Raw genomic sequence first — 16,877 nt, 5'->3', positions numbered from 1 at the left:
TGTTCGACGCTTACCAGGCGAAGCCGAAGCTGCCGCCGCTCATCACGTCGCGGCCGGTGGCCGAGAAGCCGACGTTGAAGCTGGCCGCGCGGCTGCTGTGGGTGTAGCCCGCCGCGATCGCGGCCTGGCCGCGATAGCCGCCGACGGCCAGCGACAGGCGGTTGGTCAGGCCGGCGTTCGCGCCGGCGCTGTTGCCCGCCATCATCGCCATCGCCGAGCTCATCGCGCCCACGCCGTCGAGGCGCGCCGAGACGTTCTTCAGGCGGTTGTCGAACTGGCTGGTAAAGCTGTCCACGCGCCAGTCGGTGTAGGCGTTGGCCGAGGCCAGCGTCTGGGCCGACTTGGTGTCGGTATAGCTGTTGGCCGCCGTCAGGGTCTGGGCCGAACGCGTGTCGGTATAGGCGTTGGCGGTCGTCACGGCCTGGACGCCGACGGTGTCGGCGTAGGTGTTGGCCGAGGCCAGGGTCTGGGCCGACTTGGTGTCGGTATAGCTGTTGGCGGTCGCCACGGCCTGCACGCCGACGGTGTCGGCATAGGTGTTGGCCGAGGCCAGCGTTTGGGACGCCACGGTGTCGGTGTAGCTGTTGGCCGAGGTCAGGGCGCCCGCGGCGGCCGTGTCGGCATAGGCGTTGGCCGAGTTCAGGGTCTGCGACGCCACGGTGTCGGTATAGCTGTTGGCCGAAGTCAGGGCGCCGGCGGCGGCCGTGTCGGCATAGGCGTTGGCCGTGCTCACCACGCCGGCGACGGCGGTGTCGGTATAGGCGTTGGCCGTGCTGACGACCGACGAAACGGCGGTGTCCGTATAGGCCTTGGCGTTGATCAGGGTGATGGCGTCGCCGTCGTTCATCTGGCCGACATTGGCCGCGTCCGTCGGGTTGGCGCCGGCGGTCACGTTGGTGATGCGGCGGCTCGAACCGGCCGAACCGACCGAGACCGTGTTGGCTTCGTTGGCGACCGAGCCGTAGCCGATGGCCACGCTGTTGTTCTGGGTGGCCGAGGCGTTGGCGCCGATGACGGTGGCGTTGTTGCCCGAAGCCGTGGTGTGCGTGCCGACGGCCACCGTGTTGGCGTTGGTGGCGTTTGCGCCTTCGCCCAGCGCGGTGGAATGGGTGGTGCTCGCCTGGGCGCCCACGCCGACGGCGGTGGCGGTGGCGTCAACGGCGGTCGCGCCGGAGCCGAGCGTCGTTTGAGCAAAGGCGCCTTGAGCGGCGAAGAAAGAAACCACAACAGCCGAGCAGAACAGAGCCGACTTCTTCGAGATGCTACGCACTATACAAACTCACTTACACAATCAGGCTCGGAATTCTTCCGCCGCCCCCTGCCACAATGAAGTAGTGCGTATGTATTATCGTACGGTTAAGCTCAAAATTACTAAGAAATATGAATGAACATAACGACGTTACAAGCAACCGCACGTAACATCGATATTGACGACTGACCGATAGACCGCGCCCCCGTTGATGGGTCGGGCCAGCATCACCATATGACCAGCGCGGACGGGCATCGGCGAGCGCCCCCGCCTCCATTGACGCCCTCGCTTTCGACCGGTACCCGCCCAACCCATGATCGACTTTCCCGCCGGCCTCTCCGCCCTGACCGACCGTTATGACGTGGTGCTCTGCGACGTCTGGGGCGTCATCCACAACGGCGTGCGCAATTTCCCCGAAGCCTGCGAGGCGCTGGAGCGCTTCAACAAGGACCACGGGCCGGTGGTGCTGATCTCCAACGCCCCGCGCCCGTCCAAGGACGTGCTGTCCCAGCTGGACGGCCTGAAGGTTCAGCGCGAGGCCTGGAGCGCCTTCGTCACCAGCGGCGACGCCACCCGCTCGCTGCTGACGCCGCAGGCGGGCAAGAAGGTCTGGAAGATCGGCCCCGACCGCGACGCGCCGCTGTGGGCCGGTCTCGACCTGTCGCTCGCCGGCTGCGACGACGCCGACTTCATCCTGTGCTCGGGCCTCTACGACGACGAGACCGAAGTCCCCGAGGATTATCGCGCGCGCCTGCAGGTCGCCGCCGATCGCGGCCTGCTGTTCATCTGCGCCAACCCCGACCGGGTGGTGCAGCGCGGCGACAAGCTGATCTTCTGCGCCGGCGCCCTGGCCGACCTCTATGAAGAGCTCGGCGGCAAGGTGGTGATGGCCGGAAAGCCCTATGCGGCGATCTACGACCTGGCCCTGGCCGAAGCCGAGCGCCTGAAGGGCGGCCCGGTGGACCGCTCGCGCGTGCTGTGCATCGGCGACGGGATCATCACCGACGTCCTGGGCGCCGAGAACCAGAAGCTGGCCTGCCTGTTCGTCGCCAAGGGCATCCACGGCGACAAGGCCCTGGGCCCCGACGGCCTGCTGGCCCCCGAGGCGGTGGCCAAGCTGCTGGCCGCCGAAAGCGTCGGCGCGACCCACGCCATCGCCGATCTGGTCTGGTGAAGCCAATCTGGTCTGGTGAAGACCGCCCGGCGCGCTAAAAAGCCCCAACAACAATCATAAGAACGCAGGATCGGGGATCATGCAGGGTCTCTTTCTCGAGGACTTGAGCGTCGGCCAGACCGCCGAGTTCAGCCGCACCGTGGGCGAAGCCGACATCCAGGCCTTCGCCGAGGTCACGGGCGACACCAACCCCGTGCACCTCGACGCCGACTACGCCGCCACGACCAGCTTCGGCGAACGCATCGCCCACGGCATGCTGTCGGCCGGCTACATCTCGGCGGCGCTGGGCACCACCCTGCCCGGCCCGGGCGCGGTCTATCTCTCGCAGTCGCTGAACTTCAAGCGGCCGGTGCGCATCGGCGACACCGTGGTGGTCAAGGTGACCGTCACCGCCATCGACGAGGCCAAGGGCCGCGTCACGCTGTCGACCACCTGCATCGTCGGCCGCAAGGCCGTGGTCGACGGCGAGGCCGTGGTCCTGGTTCCCAGGAAAGGCGCCTGAGCATGGATCAGCGCGTGCGCCTGAAGATCGTCCACGGCTGGAAGGACGTGCCGCCCGAGGAAAAGGGCGCCGCCGTCGCCCTGGGCAATTTCGACGGCGTGCATCGCGGCCACCAGCAGGTGATCGCCGAGGCCGCCAAGGCCGCACGCGAACTGAAGGTCCCGCTGGGCGTGGTCACCTTCGACCCGCACCCCCGTCGCCTGTTCCGCCCCACCGAGCCGGCCTTCCGGCTGATGACCATCGAGCAGCAGGCCCGCCTGCTGAGCGGCCTGGGCGTGGATTTTCTCTATCTGCTGCCGTTCGACTTCGAGATGGCCACGCTGGACGACCGCGCCTTCGCCGAGCGGGTGCTGCACCAAGGCCTGGGGATCAGGCACGTGGCCGTCGGCTTCGACATCTCGTTCGGCAAGGGCCGCACCGGCAGCCCGCAGGCGATGAAGGTCTATGGCCAGGAACTGGGCTTCTCGGTCTCGGTGGCCGAACCTGTCGCCAACCGCGACGGCGAGAAGTTCTCGTCCACCGGCGTGCGCGAGGCCCTGCGGGCCGGCCACCCTGAGGAAGCCGCCCGCATCCTGGGCCGCCCCTTCGCCATCGAGGGCGTAGTGCGCCGCGGCCAGCAGTTGGGCCGGCAGCTGGGCTTTCCCACCGCCAATGTCGAGATCGTCGACTACGTGGTGCCCAAGCTCGGCGTCTACGCCACCCGCACCCGCCTGCCCGACGGCCGGGTGATCCCGGGCGTCGCCAACCTCGGCAACAACCCGACGACGGGCGAGGTCGAGACCCGGCTGGAGACCTGGCTGTTCGACTTCGACGAGGACCTCTACGGCCAGGTCATCGAGACCCAGCTGATCGCCTTCCTGCGCCCCGAACTGAAGTTCGACAGCATCGAGCTGATGATCGACCAGATCCGCTGCGACGAGACCCAGGCCCGAGCGATCGTGGCTCCGTCGTTTTAGCCCCTCTCCCGGAGGGGAGAGGGAGGGGCCCGCGCGTAGCGTGGGAGGGTGAGGGGTGACGGTGTTTGACGTCGTGCCGGCACGCCGTCCTCAGTCCCTAACCCCTCATCCGACCTGCTTCGCAGGCCACCTTCTCCCTCCAGGGAGAAGGATTATCTGATCCCCGGCACGTGCAGGGCCGCCTCGCGCTCGGCCTTCTGGGCGTAGGCCAGGTCGCCGTACTTGGAATATTCCATCCGCGCGATGGTGCGGCAGTGCACCTCGTCGGGGCCGTCGGCCAGGCGCAGGGTGCGGATGCCGGCATAGAGCTTGGCCAGGCCAAAGTCGGTGGTCACGCCGCCGCCGCCGTGGGCCTGGATGGCGTCGTCGATGACCTTCAGAGCGATGCGCGGCGCGGCGACCTTGATCATCGCGATCTCGAGACGCGCGGCCTTGTTGCCGGCCTTGTCCATCATGTCCGCGGCCTTCAGGCACAAGAGGCGGCACATCTCGATGTCGATGCGGGCCTCGGCGATGCGCTGCTCCCACACCGAGTGCTCGGAGATGTACTTGCCGAAGGCCTTACGGGTCATCAGGCGCTTGACCATCTTCTCCAGCGCCACTTCCGCAGCCCCGATGGTGCGCATGCAGTGGTGGATGCGGCCCGGGCCAAGGCGGCCCTGGGCGATCTCGAAGCCGCGCCCCTCGCCCAGGATCAAGCCGTCCTCGACCGGCACGCGGACGTCTTTCAGGATCACCTCGGCGTGGCCGTGCGGGGCGTCGTCGAAGCCGAACACCGGCAGCATCCGCACCACCTCGATGCCGGGCGCGTCCATCGGCACCAGGATCTGGCTCTGCTGCTGGTGGGTGGAGGCGCTCGGATCGGTCTTGCCCATGACGATGGCGACCTTGCAGCGCGGGTCGCCCACGCCAGAGCTCCACCACTTGCGGCCGTTGATGACGTAGTCGTCGCCGTCACGCTCGATGCGGGTCTCGATGTTGGTGGCGTCGGAGCTGGCCACCGCCGGCTCGGTCATCAGGAAGGCCGAGCGGATCTGGCCGTTCATCAGCGGACGCAGCCAGCGCTCCTTCTGCGCCAGCGTGCCGTAGCGCATCAGCACTTCCATGTTGCCGGTGTCGGGCGCCGAGCAGTTGAAGACCTCCGACGCGAAGCCGATCTTGCCCAGCTGTTCGGCGATCAGGCTGTATTCGAGGTTGGTCAGCTGCACGCCCTCGAACTGGAACGTGTCGTCGACATGGGTCTGGCCGCTGTGCGGCGGCATGAAGAAGTTCCACAGCCCCTCGGCCTTGGCCTTCTGCTTCAGCTCCTCCAGCACCTGGACGACTTTCCAGCGCTGGTCGGCGGGGACGTCCATCTCGGCTTCGTAGACGGGGACCGCCGGACGCACGTGTGCGTCGATGAAGCCGTTCACCCGGTCGAGGAATTCCCGCTGGCGGGGAGAGATGTCGAAGTCCATGGCGTTCCCGATCCCTGGTTCAAACACTTGTTTGAAGCATGTGTAGCACCGAGTTGACGGGCGCGGCAAGCGGGCGTTGCGGACGGTTTGAACGTTCGCGTCGTCTTGAACGCGGCTGGCCGCCAGACGGCTTGTCACGCGGCCGCTCCTGGCGGAAAACACCGGTCATGAACCTGACCATCAAGCCCCTCGAAGGCCGCTACGTCCGGCTGGAACCGATCACCCGGGACCTGCGCGAAGAGTTGCGCGGCGCCATCGACTGCGATCCCGCCAGCTGGGAGATCATGTCGGTCAACGGCTGCGGCGAGGGTTTCGAGGACTGGTGGGGCGCCCTGCTGGGCGAAAGCGACCGCGGCGAACGCGTCGGCTTCGCCATCCGCCGCAAGTCGGACGGCAAGATCGTCGGCACCTCGAGCTATCTGAACATCCGCCGCCTGCACAAGGGCCTGGAGATCGGCTCGACCTTCCTGCACCCCGACGCCCGGTCGGGTCCGGTGAACCCCGAATCCAAGCGCCTGCTGCTGGGCCACGCCTTCGACGCCGGCGTCATCCGGGTCGAGTTCATGATCGACGTGCGCAACGCCCGCAGCCAGGCCGCGGTCGAGAAGCTGGGCGCCAGCAAGGAAGGCGTGCTGCGCAGCCACAAGATCACCTGGACCGGCCACGTGCGCGACACGGCCGTGTTCTCGATCACCGATTTCGACTGGCCCGGCGTCAAGCAGCGCCTGGAGTTCCGCCTCAGCGAAGACTTCGTCTAAAGCTCGCGGTCACCGGGAAAACCGGAGTGTCGCGAGCGCCATAGGCGAAAGCGATTGCGACACCCTGCCGCACCTATACCTGGGCAATACATAAAAAACCGCCGTTATCCTTCTCTCGTAAGGATTTCGCCAAGCATTGGCGGTCAAATTCCCGTCCATGACGGCCATAGCCTGCCTGCGTATCCTGCTCACCGCCGCGGAGACGGCGGGCGCCAGCGTTCCCCCCGCCCATGTCGAGGCGGCCGCCGACGTTTATCTCAAGCATCGCTGGAAGCATCCGCGCCGCTACGGCGTCGTCGCGCCCCTGGCCTTCGTGCTGGCGGACACCAAGGCCGAGCGCCTCGATCCCGAGGAGATGCAGGCCCTGGCCGTCGAGCTGGAGACCTCGCTGTTCCCCGGCCGCAAGAGCGGCCAGGTGTGCCTGATGACCTTCGAGGGCGACGAGAACGCAGTGCTGCAGTTCGCTAGCCTGTCGCAGGCGGAACTGGCCGGCCTGATGGCCGGTCGCGGCTATTCGGGCGCCCCGGGCCACGTGCAGGTGATCACCGCCGAGGAGATTCGCGCTGTCCCCAGCGCCCCGCCGGAGACCCCGCCCGCGCCGCAGGCCAAGCCGGCCGCGACCACCGCGCCGATCGAGCCGCCCAAGGCCAAACCCGCTCCCGCCAAGCCCGCCGCCGCCCCGGTCCGCCCGGTCGTCGCCGCGCCGCAGCCCAAGCCGGCCGCGCCCCTGACCACCGGCTGGCGCGCGATCTATCACCTGCCCTCCGAAAGCGTCGTCGGCGCGGTGCTGGGCCACAAGGCCGACCTGACCGCCCCGCGCCCGGAAGAAGACGGCGAGCTGCTGGCCCGCGACCTCACCGGCCTCAACGACGCCCAGTTCGGCTTCCCGACGGTCAAGACCGGCGAGGGTGCGCTGTTCCTGCCGCTCAGCTTCTGGAACCTGACGACCCCGGCCTCGCAGGAGGCCTACAAGCGCCGCCTGTCGCGCTATCCGCTCGACCTGCAGCCGCGCCTGGGCGCCACCGTCTACGACACCCCGCGCGAGCCCTCGATGGGCCTGCTGCAGCAGATCCGCGCCTTCCTTCAGGGCTCGTTCGCCTATATCGACCTCTGCATCTCCGACCCGAACTTCCCGGTGAACACCCTGCCGGGCGACATCGCCTCCAGCATCACCCTGGAACTGCGCGACGAGCCCGACGCCGAGCGGATCAAGGCCATCGCGCTCTTCGCCTCGCGCCAGTCGGTCTATCGCGCCAAGGGCGTGCACCAGGGCGTCCTGGGCGTGCGCAACGCCAAGGAACTGGACGCCTGCCGCGCCGCGGGCCTGGGCTATGTCACCGGCCTGGCCGTCAGCGCCCTGCTCGACAAGCCGCCGGCCCTGGGCGCCAACCCGGCCGACGCCCTGCCGCTGCAGGCGGCGTAGGGTTCATTTGGCGCGTTGCGGACGCCGAAACCGCTGACGCTTTCGGCCGCCACGCTTTGGAAAACCAGCGTTCGCGACGCTGGGTCGCAGCCGACCTATAACGCGTGATAACCACCTCCACGCAACCTAGGCGGCATGACCGCCATCGCCTGCCTGAAGGTCTTCGTCGGCGAAGATCCCGCCGAGACCGAGCGTAACGCCCCCCTGATCGCCAAGATCGCCGGCGACTATCTGAAGGGCGCGTGGCTGGCCCCGCGCCGCCATGGCCTGGTCGCGCCGTTCTCGTTCGTGCTGGCCGATCCGCGCGCCACGCGCCTGGACGCCCGCGAACTGCAGGCCCTGGCCCGGGCGCTGCAGCACAAGCTGTTCGGCGACGACGACGACGGCGAGATCGTCATGCTGATGTTCGAAGGCGACCAACACGAGGTCATGCGCTTCGCCGGCCTGCCGCCCCGCCAGCTGTCGCTGTTGCTGGCCGGCGAGGAGGACGCCTCGCTGGCCGGGCGCGTCTGCCGCATCACGCCGCGCGACGTGCGCTCGGTGATGCCCTTCGGCGGGCCGATCGCCGGCGTGCCGACCATGGAGGCCCTGGCGCGCCTGTGCCCGCGCCCGCCGCCGGCCCGCGTGGCCTGGCGCGGCGTCTACCACGCCGGCCGCGAACTGTTCGTCGGCAATGTCGGCGTCTGGCGCGAGGCGGGCCTGGCCGGCCGTCCCTACGAGATCTATGTCGACGGCCAGCGCCAGCAGCACGACCTGGCGATCCTGAAGTCGGCGATCGCCGCCATCGGCCCCAACAGCGGCGTCACCTACCTGCCGATCGGCTTTTCCTCCGCGCTCAAGCCCTCGCTGCGCGCCGAGCTGGAGGCCTGCCTGCGCACCCTGCCTCGCGACCTGCGCGGCCGGCTGGCGGCGGGCGTCTACGGCGTGCCCCGCGCACCGTCCTTCGTGGCGCTGGGCCAGATGAAGGCGTTCCTGGAGCCCTATTTCAGCCGCGTGGACCTGCGGATCAGCGATCCGGCCTTCAAGGTCGACGATCTGGCCCCGGGCCTGGCCGCCAGCGTCACCTTCACCCCCGAGGGCGAGGTCGAGGCCAGCCGCATCGCCGCCATCGGCCGCTTCCTGAAGGACGGCCCCGCCTATCGTCGCCGCCAGGTCTGGCAGGGCGTCAGCGACCTGCGCAGCCCGCGCGAACTGCTCGCCGCCCTCGACCAGGGCGCTCCGTTCGTCAGCGGCCCGATGGTCACCGACCTGCTGGAGGCGCCAGTGAACGTCACGCCCTACGCCAAGGGCCAGCTGCCGCTCTACGGCTGGACGGCGGAGGCCGCGGCCTGACCCACAGATCCTCCCCCTGAAGGGGGAGGTGGCGGCGAAGCCGACGGAGGGGGACGTGACGCCTTCAAAGCGGCATCGGTCCACTCGGAAGGGACTTCCCCCTCCGGCCCTTCGGGCCACCTCCCCCTTCGGGGGGAGGATCGGTCAGCGCCGCCCGAACAGCTTCTCGATGTCCGACAGCTTCAGCTCCACATAGGTCGGGCGGCCGTGGTTGCACTGGCCCGAGTGGGGCGTGGCCTCCATCTCGCGCAGCAGGGCGTTCATCTCGGCGGCGGCCAGGCGACGGCCGGCGCGGACGCTGCCGTGGCAGGCCATGGTCGAGCAGACCTCCTCCAGCCGCTCCTTCAGGGCCAGGGCCTGGCCGTTCTCGGCCAGGTCGTCGGCGATGTCGCGCACCAGGCCCGCGGCGTCGGCCTTGCCCAGCAGGGCCGGCGTCTCGCGCACCAGCACCGCGCCGGGGCCGAAGCTTTCCAAGACGAGGCCCAGGGTCGCCAGTTCGTCGGCGCGCGCCACCACCCGCTCGGCCTCGGCCGGGTCGAGCTCGACCACCTCGGGCAGCAGCAGGGTCTGGCGCGCCACGCCGCCGGCTTCCATCTCGTGCTTCATGCGCTCGTAGACCAGGCGCTCGTGGGCGGCGTGCTGGTCGACGATGACCACCCCGTCGCGGGTCTGCGAGACGATGTAGGTCTCGTGCACCTGGGCCCTCGCCGCCCCCAGCGGGAAGTCGATCGGGTCGAACGGCTGGGCCGGCGCATGGTCCTGACCCGGATAGGCCACGGCGGGCGGGGCGTCATAGCCGCCATAGGCCGCCTCGCGCACGGCCTCGGCGACGCCGCCGCCAAAGCCCCCGCCCAGCGTCTGGTAGGCCTCCTCCGGGCGCGCCTCGTGACGTGCCGAGACCTCCGACAGGCCCGGCAGGTCCATCGGACGCTGGGTCGGCGGCGTCCAGCCGCCCTCGCGCCAGGCCGAGAAGCCGGCGGGCGACGGGCCCGGCTGATATCCCGGAAAGACGCTCTGCGGGCGGATGCTGTCCAGCGCCTGGGCGGCCGTGGTGGTCGAGGCGCGGTGGCCGGCCCCGGCCAGGGCGTGGCGCAGGGCGCCGACGATCAGGCCGCGCACCAGCGACGGATCGCGGAAGCGCACCTCGGCCTTCGCGGGGTGCACGTTGATGTCGACCTCGGTCGGGTCGAGCGTGACGTAGAGCGCCGCGCTGGGATGGCGGTCCCTGGCGAGAAAGTCGGCATAGGCCGCGCGCAGCGCGCCCTGCAGCAGGCGGTCGCGCACCGGCCGGTCGTTGACGAACAGGTACTGGTGGGCGGCGTTGCCGCGGTTGTAGGTCGGAAGCCCCGCGAACCCCGACAGCCGCACGCCGTCGCGAATCTGGTCGATCTCCAGCGCGTTGTCCTGGAAGTCGCGGCCCAGCACGGCGGCCAGGCGGGCCAGACGGCCTTGCGGGCCGGGATGCTCGGGCGGCAGGCGCAGGATGCGGCGGCCGTCGATGTCGAGGGAGAAGCCCACAGACTCGTGGGCCATGGCCTGGCGCTTCAGTTCCTCGGTGATCGCCTGGGCCTCGGCGCGCTCGGACTTCATGAACTTCAGGCGCGCGGGCGTGGCGTAGAACAGGTCGCGCACCTCGATGCGGGTGCCGTGGTCGCCGGCGAAGGCGGCGGGCGCCACGTCGTCGACGCGGCCGCCCTCGACCAGGATCGACCAGGCCTCGCGCTGGCCCTTGGCGCGCGAACTGATCGACAGCCGCGCCACCGAGCCGATCGACGGCAGGGCCTCGCCGCGGAAGCCCATGGTGTGGATGCGCAGCAGGTCCCACAGCCCCTCGTCGTCGGGGGCCAGCTTGGAGGTGGCGTGGCGCTCGATGGCCACCGGCAGTTCCTCGGCGCTCATGCCGCAACCGTCGTCGGCGACCATGATCCGCGTCAGGCCGCCGCCGTGGGCCTCGACCTCGATCCGAGTGGCGCCGGCGTCGATGGCGTTGTCGACCAGTTCCTTGATGGCGCTCGCGGGCCGCTCGACCACCTCGCCGGCGGCGATGCGGTTGACGGTCTCGGGCGGCAGGCGGCGGATCGGCATCGAAATCGGACTTTCAGCGCAGCCGGGCAGCACAGGCGAGCCCTGCATTGCGGCGACTTAATTTGACCGCCCCGGTTGAGAACGGTTCAGCTTGCGGCGACCCGTCATCCTAGAACGATTCCAGACCCGCCGAGGACGAGAGATAGTGATCCGTCGCGTAGCCGCAGCCCCCGCCCTGGCCCTCGGGGCCTTCCTTCTGGCGGCCGCCGCCGGTCCCGCCATGGCCCAGCAGGCGGTCGACGCCTCCGGCCCGATCGACCTCCAGCKGGTGGATCCCAACGAGAACCTCGTCGAGGAGCTGGTGGTCAACGCCCGCCTGCCCGGCCCGGCCTGGTGGAAGGTCAGCGACGGCGACACCACCGTCTACGTGCTGGGCGTGCCGGCCATGGTCCCCAGCGACACCAGGGCCGAGGAATCGGTGCTGCGCCGCCGCCTGGACGGGGCCAACGTGCTGATCATGGGCCAGGAGGCCGACGTCAGCGTCGTTCGCCTGATCGCCCTGGCGATGGGCGGCCGCAAGCTGTTCGTTTCCGAGCAGCCGATGCGCCAGACCCTGCCGCCGGACCTGCGCCAGCGCCTGGAAGCGCGGCTGAAGATGATGAAGCAGAAGCCGGAATCGGTGGACGACATCAAGCCCGCCTTCACCGGCTTCATGGTCGCCAACAGCCAGGACGGCAGCGTCTCGATCAGCGTGGGCGGCGTCACCGACCGCATCCGCGACATCGCCAAGAGCCGCGATCTAGCCAAGCGCCCTCGCATCCAGAACCTGCCCGGCTACAGCCTGGCCGACGCCATCAAGGCGCTGGCGACCGCGCCCCAGCCGCTGCAGCTTCTCTGTCTCGACGCCGGCCTGAACCAGGCCGAAAGCGGCCAGGGCGGGATCAAGGACACCGCCCGGCGCTGGGCCGACGGCCAGGTGCGCGACGTGGTCGCCGCCGATCGCGGCTTCCAGCGCTGCCTGGACTCGACGCCCTCGATCGCCCGCGAGCTTCGCGAGGGCCGCGACGATGCGGTCAAGGCGATCGAGGTCGCCCTGAAAAAGCCCGGAAAGGCGGTTGCCGTCATCGAACTACGTTCTCTGCTGGCGCGGGACGGCGTCCTGGACCAGCTGCGGGCCAAGGGGTTCAAAGTCACGACGCCTGACGAATGACCGGGCGGCGTCGGCCAGGGGGAAATCACATCGTGCGCACACGCTTCGCGGCGATCGCCGCCCTGGCGGTCCTGGCGGCCGCCCCGCTGGCCCGCGCCCAGGGCGCCGAGCAACCGATCGACGATCCCGAGGCCAACGTCGTCGAGGAACTGGTGGTCAACGCCAGGCTGCCTGGCCCCGCCTGGTGGAAGGTCAGCGACGGCGACACCACGGTCTACATCCTGGGCGTCCCCGGCGCGGTTCCAAAGGGCATGACCTGGGACACCTCGGTGCTGGAGCGGCGGCTGGACGGGGCCTTCGCCGTCATCACCCCGCCCGTCGCCCGGGCGGGCCTGACCGACCTGCCGGCCCTGCTGTCGATGCGCAGCAAGCTCAAGGCCGAGCGTCCGCTGGAGCAGGTCGCGCCGGACCTCGCCCCGCGCATGGCCAGGGCCTGGACCGCGACGGGCCAGAAGGGCGACGGCTGGAAGGACTGGAAGCCGCTGGGCGCGGGCCTGCTGCTGGCGGGCAACGCGCAGAAGGCGAGCGGCCTGACCGGCCAGGAGCCCGACAAGACGATCCAGAAACTGGCCCGCAAGCACAGGGTCAAGTCACGGCCGGCCGCCGTCTACAAGGCCATGCCGATGATCAAGACCCTGGTGAAGCAGCACTCCGAAGAGGCGGGCCTGATCTGCCTGGAAGGCGTGCTCGACGAGGTCGAAGCCGGGCCCGAGCCGGTGCGCAAGGCCGCGCGCGCCTGGGCCCACGGCGACGTGCGCGCCGCCGTCCACGCCCCGCGCGAGGGCCAGCGCTGCGTCATGGCCCTGCCCGGCATGGCCGAGGAGTTCCGCAGGATGTCGGCCGCCCAGGTCGAGGCGGTGTCCCAGGCCATGAAGACCCCCGGCAAGGCGGTGGCGGTGTTCTCGCTGCGCGGCCTGGTGGTCGAGGACGGCGTGCTGGACAAGCTGCGGGCGCGCGGCTTCAAGGTCACCACGCCCGACAGCGCCAACTAGCCGCCCCTGCGCCTGAGGCGGGGCGTGATCGTCGCCGACATCAGCCGCCCCTCGCGGATCAGGGTGAAGGGCGTGGGCACGTCGATGCAGGCGTGGTCCAGCGCGCGCAGCAGATCATCCAGGCCCGTCAGCGGCCGCTCGCCGGCCTTGACCAGCAGGTCGCCGGCCCGCACGCCGGCCTTGGCGGCGGGACCGCCCGGGTCGGCCTGGGCGACGAACACCGCATAGCCCTGGGTCACCCCGGTCGAGCGCGCCAGCAGCGGCGGCAGCGGGGCCTGCTGGGCGACGACGCCGATCGAGGCGCGCCGCACCTGGCCATGGGCCAAGAGCTCGCCGATCACGAAGCGCGCGGTGTTGGCGGCCACGGCGAAGCACAGGCCCGGATAGCCGGCGATGACGGCGGTGGCCACGCCCACCACCTCGCCGTTCGAGGCCACCAGGGGCCCGCCGCTGTTGCCGGGATTGAGCGCGGCGTCGGTCTGGATCAGGTCTTCGATCAGCCGGCCGCGCTCGCCGCGCAGGCTGCGGCCGAGGGCCGAGACGACGCCGGTGGTCACCGTCGCCTCGAAGCCCAGCGGCGCGCCGATGGCGATGACCAGCTGGCCGCGGCGCAGGGCCTTGGAATTCCCCAGCCGCACGAGCGGCAGGTCGACGGCCTGGTCGATCTTCAGCAGGGCCAGATCGGTGTCGGGATCATCGCCGACGCAGCGCGCCGTCAGGCTGCGGCCCTCGGCGGTGATCACGACGAAACGGCGCGCGCCCTGCACCACGTGGCTGTTGGTCAGGACGATCCCGCCCTCGGCCACCACGAAGCCCGAGCCCACGCCCTGCACATTGGCGTCGTCCAGCATCGGGTGGATACGCAGGACGCTGGGCCCGACCGTCTCGACGGCGCGGACCACGGCGTTGGAGTAGGCGTCCAGCAGGTCGCCCTCGTCGACGCGGGGCGGCGCGGGCGGCGGCGTCCCGGCGTCGAACACGAACTGGGCCTCGGCCGGCCAGGCCAGGATCTCGCGCGCCCGCATCGGACGCGGGCGCCTGGCCCTCGCGAACAGTTCGTACTTGCGCGCCTTCATCCCCCGCCCCCGACGGCAACCGGCGGCGACCGCCGGGGGAGAAGGTTAACGACGGCGGCGCGCGCCGATCAAGCCCGGCTCAACGCGGCGCCTGAGCGATCGCAGACGGCGCCACGCTGGCGACCGGGATCACGAAGCCCGCCGGCCGGGGCGGCGGCGAAGGCGGCGCGACCGCCGGCGACGACAGGCTGGCGCCGGCCGCGTCGTTGACGCACTGGGCGGTGTCGATCATCGCGTGCTGGCCCAGGCAGAAGACGTCCTCGTAGTGCGGACCGGCGACGGCCAGGCACTGATAGAGGTTCAGCTTGGCGATCTTCATGCAGAAGTTCGCCTTCTTCTCGCTCAGCACCGGGGCCAGGCGGGCCACGTCGGCGTCGCCCGCCGCGTCCAGCACGGCCAGGGCCGCCAGGGCCGCCGACCGCACCGTCACCGGCGTGAACACCCGGCCGCCCTCGGCGAAGCCGCCGCCCGCGCCGGTGGCCGCCTGGATCAGGCGTCCGGCGTCGTCCTGGCCCGGCGCGAAGACCGTCGTCGACAGTTGCTTGACCCGCGCCAGGCGCCCGGCGTTGTCGGCCACCGCGCCCTTCGACCAGGTCTCGCGCTGGATGTCGTAGGCCGACTGCTTGACCGCCTTGCCGGCCACGGCCAGCGGCGCGCCGCGCCCCTGCAGGGCCAGCTGCGCCCGGGCGGCGGCAAGGCCCACGCCCTCGATCTCGACCACGCTCTCGGGCGAGGCCAGCAGGCGCTCGACCAGCGCCTCGCGCGAAGTCTGGCGGGCCGCCGCGCGCACGCCGTCGATGAAGGCCGGCTCCTGCAGCGCCGCGATGGCGCCATAGGCGATCATGCCCGTTTCCAGCTGGTCGGCCTTGTAGGCCGCGCCGGCGACCAGCGCCCTGGCCACCCCTTCGCCGTTGGTGAACACGGCCGGCGAGATCGAGCCTGCTCCCCGCGTATAGGTTTCGAAGGCGCTGGCCGCGGCCACGACCTCCTGCGCCAGGCTGACGCCCGGCGCTTCACGCTCCTGGCGAGCGCTCGCCAGTCCGCCCACGGCCAGGGCGACGACCGCCGCTCCCGCCACCATCCAATGCTTGTTCCACGCCATGCCCGAAAGCCTCCCGACTACGGGCGTATTGGGCGGCGAACGCGGTTGCCGAGATCATAATCGCGATGGCGAATCGGCCATTAACTTTCGTGTATTCGACCAATTTTCATGCGCATAATGTCGCACCTTGAACGGCCAAGTTCGCTTAAGTCTGAGACACGACAAATCCAATCGACATTATGTCGACAGCTCAACTCTCTAGAACACACACAATCCGCATCCAGATCGCGAACTCTACAATAATGACCACCTCCGCAAGAAACGGGCGGACGGCGAATGCGGTTCGCCGCATAGTGTCGACATGCCGACTCCCGCCCCCGTTCGCCTGCTCCTGGACCACGCGCCCAGCCCGATCGGCCAGGTGCTGCTGGTCTGCGATGAGGAGGGGCGGCTGCGGGCGGTCGACTTCCACGACTTCGAGCCGCGGATGCTGCGCCTGCTGCGACTGCACTACGGCGAGGCCGCGCTCCAGCCGGGCGCGGCGCCGGCCACCACCCGCTCGGCCCTGGCGGCCTATTTCGACGGAGACCTGGCGGCGCTGGCCGCCATCCCCTGGGCGACCAGCGGCACCGCCTTTCAGCAGGCGGTGTGGCGCGCCCTCTGCGATGTCGCGCCCGGAACCACCCTGACCTATTCGGGACTGGCCGCGCGCATCGGCAAGCCGGCGGCGGTGCGCGCCGTCGGGGCCGCCAACGGCGCCAATCCGCTCAGCATCGTCGTGCCCTGCCACCGGCTGGTCGGCGCGGACGGCGCCCTCACCGGCTACGGCGGAGGCGTCGAGCGCAAGGCCTGGCTGCTAGCTCACGAGGGGGCGCGAGCGCGCGACTGAGCCGCCGCCCGCGATCTCGCCGCGCGCCAGCGCCTTCATCAGCGCCTCGCCGTCGGGCGCCGCCCACAGAGTGCCGACCTTGGCGACGTCGGCGGCCGTGACCTTGCCGCCCTCGCCCGTGCCCGACACCATGCCGTTCATCGGCGCGCCGAACTGACGAGCCAGCACCCGCCCATCGGCGGCGACCAGCAGGTTGCACGGCAGCCCCGGGCGAGCCGGGCCGTTCGGCGTCTCGCGCATGCTCAGCGCCTGGAACAGGCCCTTGGAGTCGGCCCCGCGGTCGATCACCGGCGCGAAGACGCCCGCCTTGTGCTTCTTAAGCAGGAAGCCCGCCTCGGCGGCCGTGATCGGCTCGCGCGGCGCGGTCAGGATCGGCAGGATGCGAAAGCGCGGACCGCCGAACTTCTCCTGCAGCATCGCAAGATCGCCCAGCTCGTGCAGGCACGGCGCGCACCACGGCGCCCACAGCGACACCAGGGTCAGGCCCGGCTGCAGCTTCAGCGGCGCGACGCCCTCGCGACGCTCGACCTTCAGCGCCGGAACGGCGAGGCCTTGCGGCGGCTCGCGAAAGGCCCTGGCCATGCGGTTGCCGCGCAAGGCCGGCGTGTCGAACACCTTGGCCGGGTCGCCCAGCACCGGGATCCTCGTCTGCGCCCCGGCCGCGCCGGCGCCCGCCAGGGCGGCCGCACCGGCCATCGCCCCACGCCTCGTCCACGTCGTCATCCCGCCCTCCGTCGCTGAAACCCTGCGGGACAATCTTGGGTCGAACGGCGGCGCTTTTGCGGCGAAGCT

The 16,877-nt window shown here is 70.3% G+C and carries 15 protein-coding genes; 9 read left to right on the top strand and 6 right to left on the bottom strand.

The window, feature by feature from the left end; translation table 11 throughout:
- Positions 1 to 10: 10 nt before the first annotated feature.
- Positions 11 to 1,270: a hypothetical protein gene (locus AC1DCG_RS10700; RefSeq protein WP_477028866.1), complete on the bottom strand. Its 1,260-nt coding sequence runs from the start codon at positions 1,268 to 1,270 to the stop codon at positions 11 to 13.
- Positions 1,271 to 1,562: 292 nt separating this feature from the next.
- Here AC1DCG_RS10700 and AC1DCG_RS10695 point away from each other — a divergent pair, with 292 nt between their 5' ends.
- The 3 genes from AC1DCG_RS10695 (at position 1,563) to AC1DCG_RS10685 (ending at position 3,881) form a co-directional block, all read left to right on the top strand.
- Entirely contained in the window at positions 1,563 to 2,423 is an 861-nt protein-coding gene (locus AC1DCG_RS10695; RefSeq protein WP_165258081.1) for a TIGR01459 family HAD-type hydrolase, read from the top strand.
- A 76-nt stretch (positions 2,424 to 2,499) separates the two neighbouring features.
- Positions 2,500 to 2,925 carry a MaoC family dehydratase gene (locus AC1DCG_RS10690; RefSeq protein WP_477028907.1) on the top strand — a complete coding sequence of 142 codons (426 nt, stop codon included), beginning with the start codon at positions 2,500 to 2,502 and terminating at the stop codon, positions 2,923 to 2,925.
- Between the two features lie 14 nt (positions 2,926 to 2,939).
- Positions 2,940 to 3,881: a bifunctional riboflavin kinase/FAD synthetase gene (locus AC1DCG_RS10685; protein WP_477028906.1), complete on the top strand. Its 942-nt coding sequence runs from the start codon at positions 2,940 to 2,942 to the stop codon at positions 3,879 to 3,881.
- A 152-nt stretch (positions 3,882 to 4,033) separates the two neighbouring features.
- On the opposite strand, the gene AC1DCG_RS10680 is transcribed toward AC1DCG_RS10685, so the two are convergent.
- Complete coding sequence (locus tag AC1DCG_RS10680; RefSeq protein WP_477028865.1) at positions 4,034 to 5,338, bottom strand: acyl-CoA dehydrogenase family protein; 1,305 nt, start codon at positions 5,336 to 5,338, stop codon at positions 4,034 to 4,036.
- A 167-nt stretch (positions 5,339 to 5,505) separates the two neighbouring features.
- Here AC1DCG_RS10680 and AC1DCG_RS10675 point away from each other — a divergent pair, with 167 nt between their 5' ends.
- The 3 genes from AC1DCG_RS10675 to AC1DCG_RS10665 all read left to right on the top strand — a co-directional run bounded on the left by AC1DCG_RS10675 (position 5,506) and on the right by AC1DCG_RS10665 (position 8,851).
- Positions 5,506 to 6,096 carry a GNAT family N-acetyltransferase gene (locus AC1DCG_RS10675; protein WP_477028864.1) on the top strand — a complete coding sequence of 197 codons (591 nt, stop codon included), beginning with the start codon at positions 5,506 to 5,508 and terminating at the stop codon, positions 6,094 to 6,096.
- Positions 6,097 to 6,253: 157 nt separating this feature from the next.
- On the top strand, positions 6,254 to 7,519 hold the full coding sequence (locus AC1DCG_RS10670; protein ID WP_477028863.1) for a hypothetical protein: 1,266 nt from the start codon (positions 6,254 to 6,256) through the stop codon (positions 7,517 to 7,519).
- Positions 7,520 to 7,654: 135 nt separating this feature from the next.
- A complete protein-coding gene (locus AC1DCG_RS10665; protein WP_165258089.1) occupies positions 7,655 to 8,851 on the top strand; it encodes a hypothetical protein in 1,197 nt (398 codons plus the stop codon).
- A gap of 144 nt (positions 8,852 to 8,995) precedes the next feature.
- Here the strand turns inward: AC1DCG_RS10665 and mutL are convergent, their stop codons facing one another.
- Positions 8,996 to 10,936, bottom strand: a complete 1,941-nt coding sequence (gene mutL / locus AC1DCG_RS10660; protein ID WP_477028862.1) for a DNA mismatch repair endonuclease MutL — start codon at positions 10,934 to 10,936, stop codon at positions 8,996 to 8,998.
- Positions 10,937 to 11,078: 142 nt separating this feature from the next.
- Between mutL and AC1DCG_RS10655 the strand changes: the two genes are divergently transcribed.
- Complete coding sequence (locus AC1DCG_RS10655; protein ID WP_477041483.1) at positions 11,079 to 12,086, top strand: TraB/GumN family protein; 1,008 nt, start codon at positions 11,079 to 11,081, stop codon at positions 12,084 to 12,086.
- Between the two features lie 32 nt (positions 12,087 to 12,118).
- The gene (locus tag AC1DCG_RS10650; protein WP_477028860.1) at positions 12,119 to 13,078 is read left to right on the top strand and encodes a TraB/GumN family protein; all 960 of its coding nucleotides are present in this window, start codon (positions 12,119 to 12,121) and stop codon (positions 13,076 to 13,078) included.
- Here the strand turns inward: AC1DCG_RS10650 and AC1DCG_RS10645 are convergent.
- Together AC1DCG_RS10645 and AC1DCG_RS10640 are read right to left on the bottom strand one after the other, a co-directional pair.
- Positions 13,075 to 14,154, bottom strand: coding sequence for a S1C family serine protease (locus AC1DCG_RS10645; protein WP_165258097.1), 1,080 nt, complete (start codon positions 14,152 to 14,154; stop codon positions 13,075 to 13,077). The genes AC1DCG_RS10650 and AC1DCG_RS10645 overlap by 4 nt on opposite strands.
- Before the next feature lie 79 nt (positions 14,155 to 14,233).
- Positions 14,234 to 15,256, bottom strand: coding sequence for a hypothetical protein (locus tag AC1DCG_RS10640; protein WP_477028859.1), 1,023 nt, complete (start codon positions 15,254 to 15,256; stop codon positions 14,234 to 14,236).
- 301 nt (positions 15,257 to 15,557) lie between these two features.
- On the opposite strand from AC1DCG_RS10640, the gene AC1DCG_RS10635 reads away from it, so the two are divergent.
- Positions 15,558 to 16,085 carry a methylated-DNA--[protein]-cysteine S-methyltransferase gene (locus tag AC1DCG_RS10635; protein WP_477028858.1) on the top strand — a complete coding sequence of 176 codons (528 nt, stop codon included), beginning with the start codon at positions 15,558 to 15,560 and terminating at the stop codon, positions 16,083 to 16,085.
- On the opposite strand, the gene AC1DCG_RS10630 is transcribed toward AC1DCG_RS10635, so the two are convergent.
- Positions 16,053 to 16,808, bottom strand: coding sequence for a TlpA disulfide reductase family protein (locus tag AC1DCG_RS10630; RefSeq protein WP_477028857.1), 756 nt, complete (start codon positions 16,806 to 16,808; stop codon positions 16,053 to 16,055). The genes AC1DCG_RS10635 and AC1DCG_RS10630 overlap by 33 nt on opposite strands.
- Positions 16,809 to 16,877: the final 69 nt, after the last annotated feature.

It is taken from the genome of Caulobacter sp. 10L414 (genome assembly GCF_056395525.1).
The sequence above is the reverse complement of the archived record's forward strand: the minus strand, read 5'-3'. Positions and strand labels throughout refer to the sequence as shown.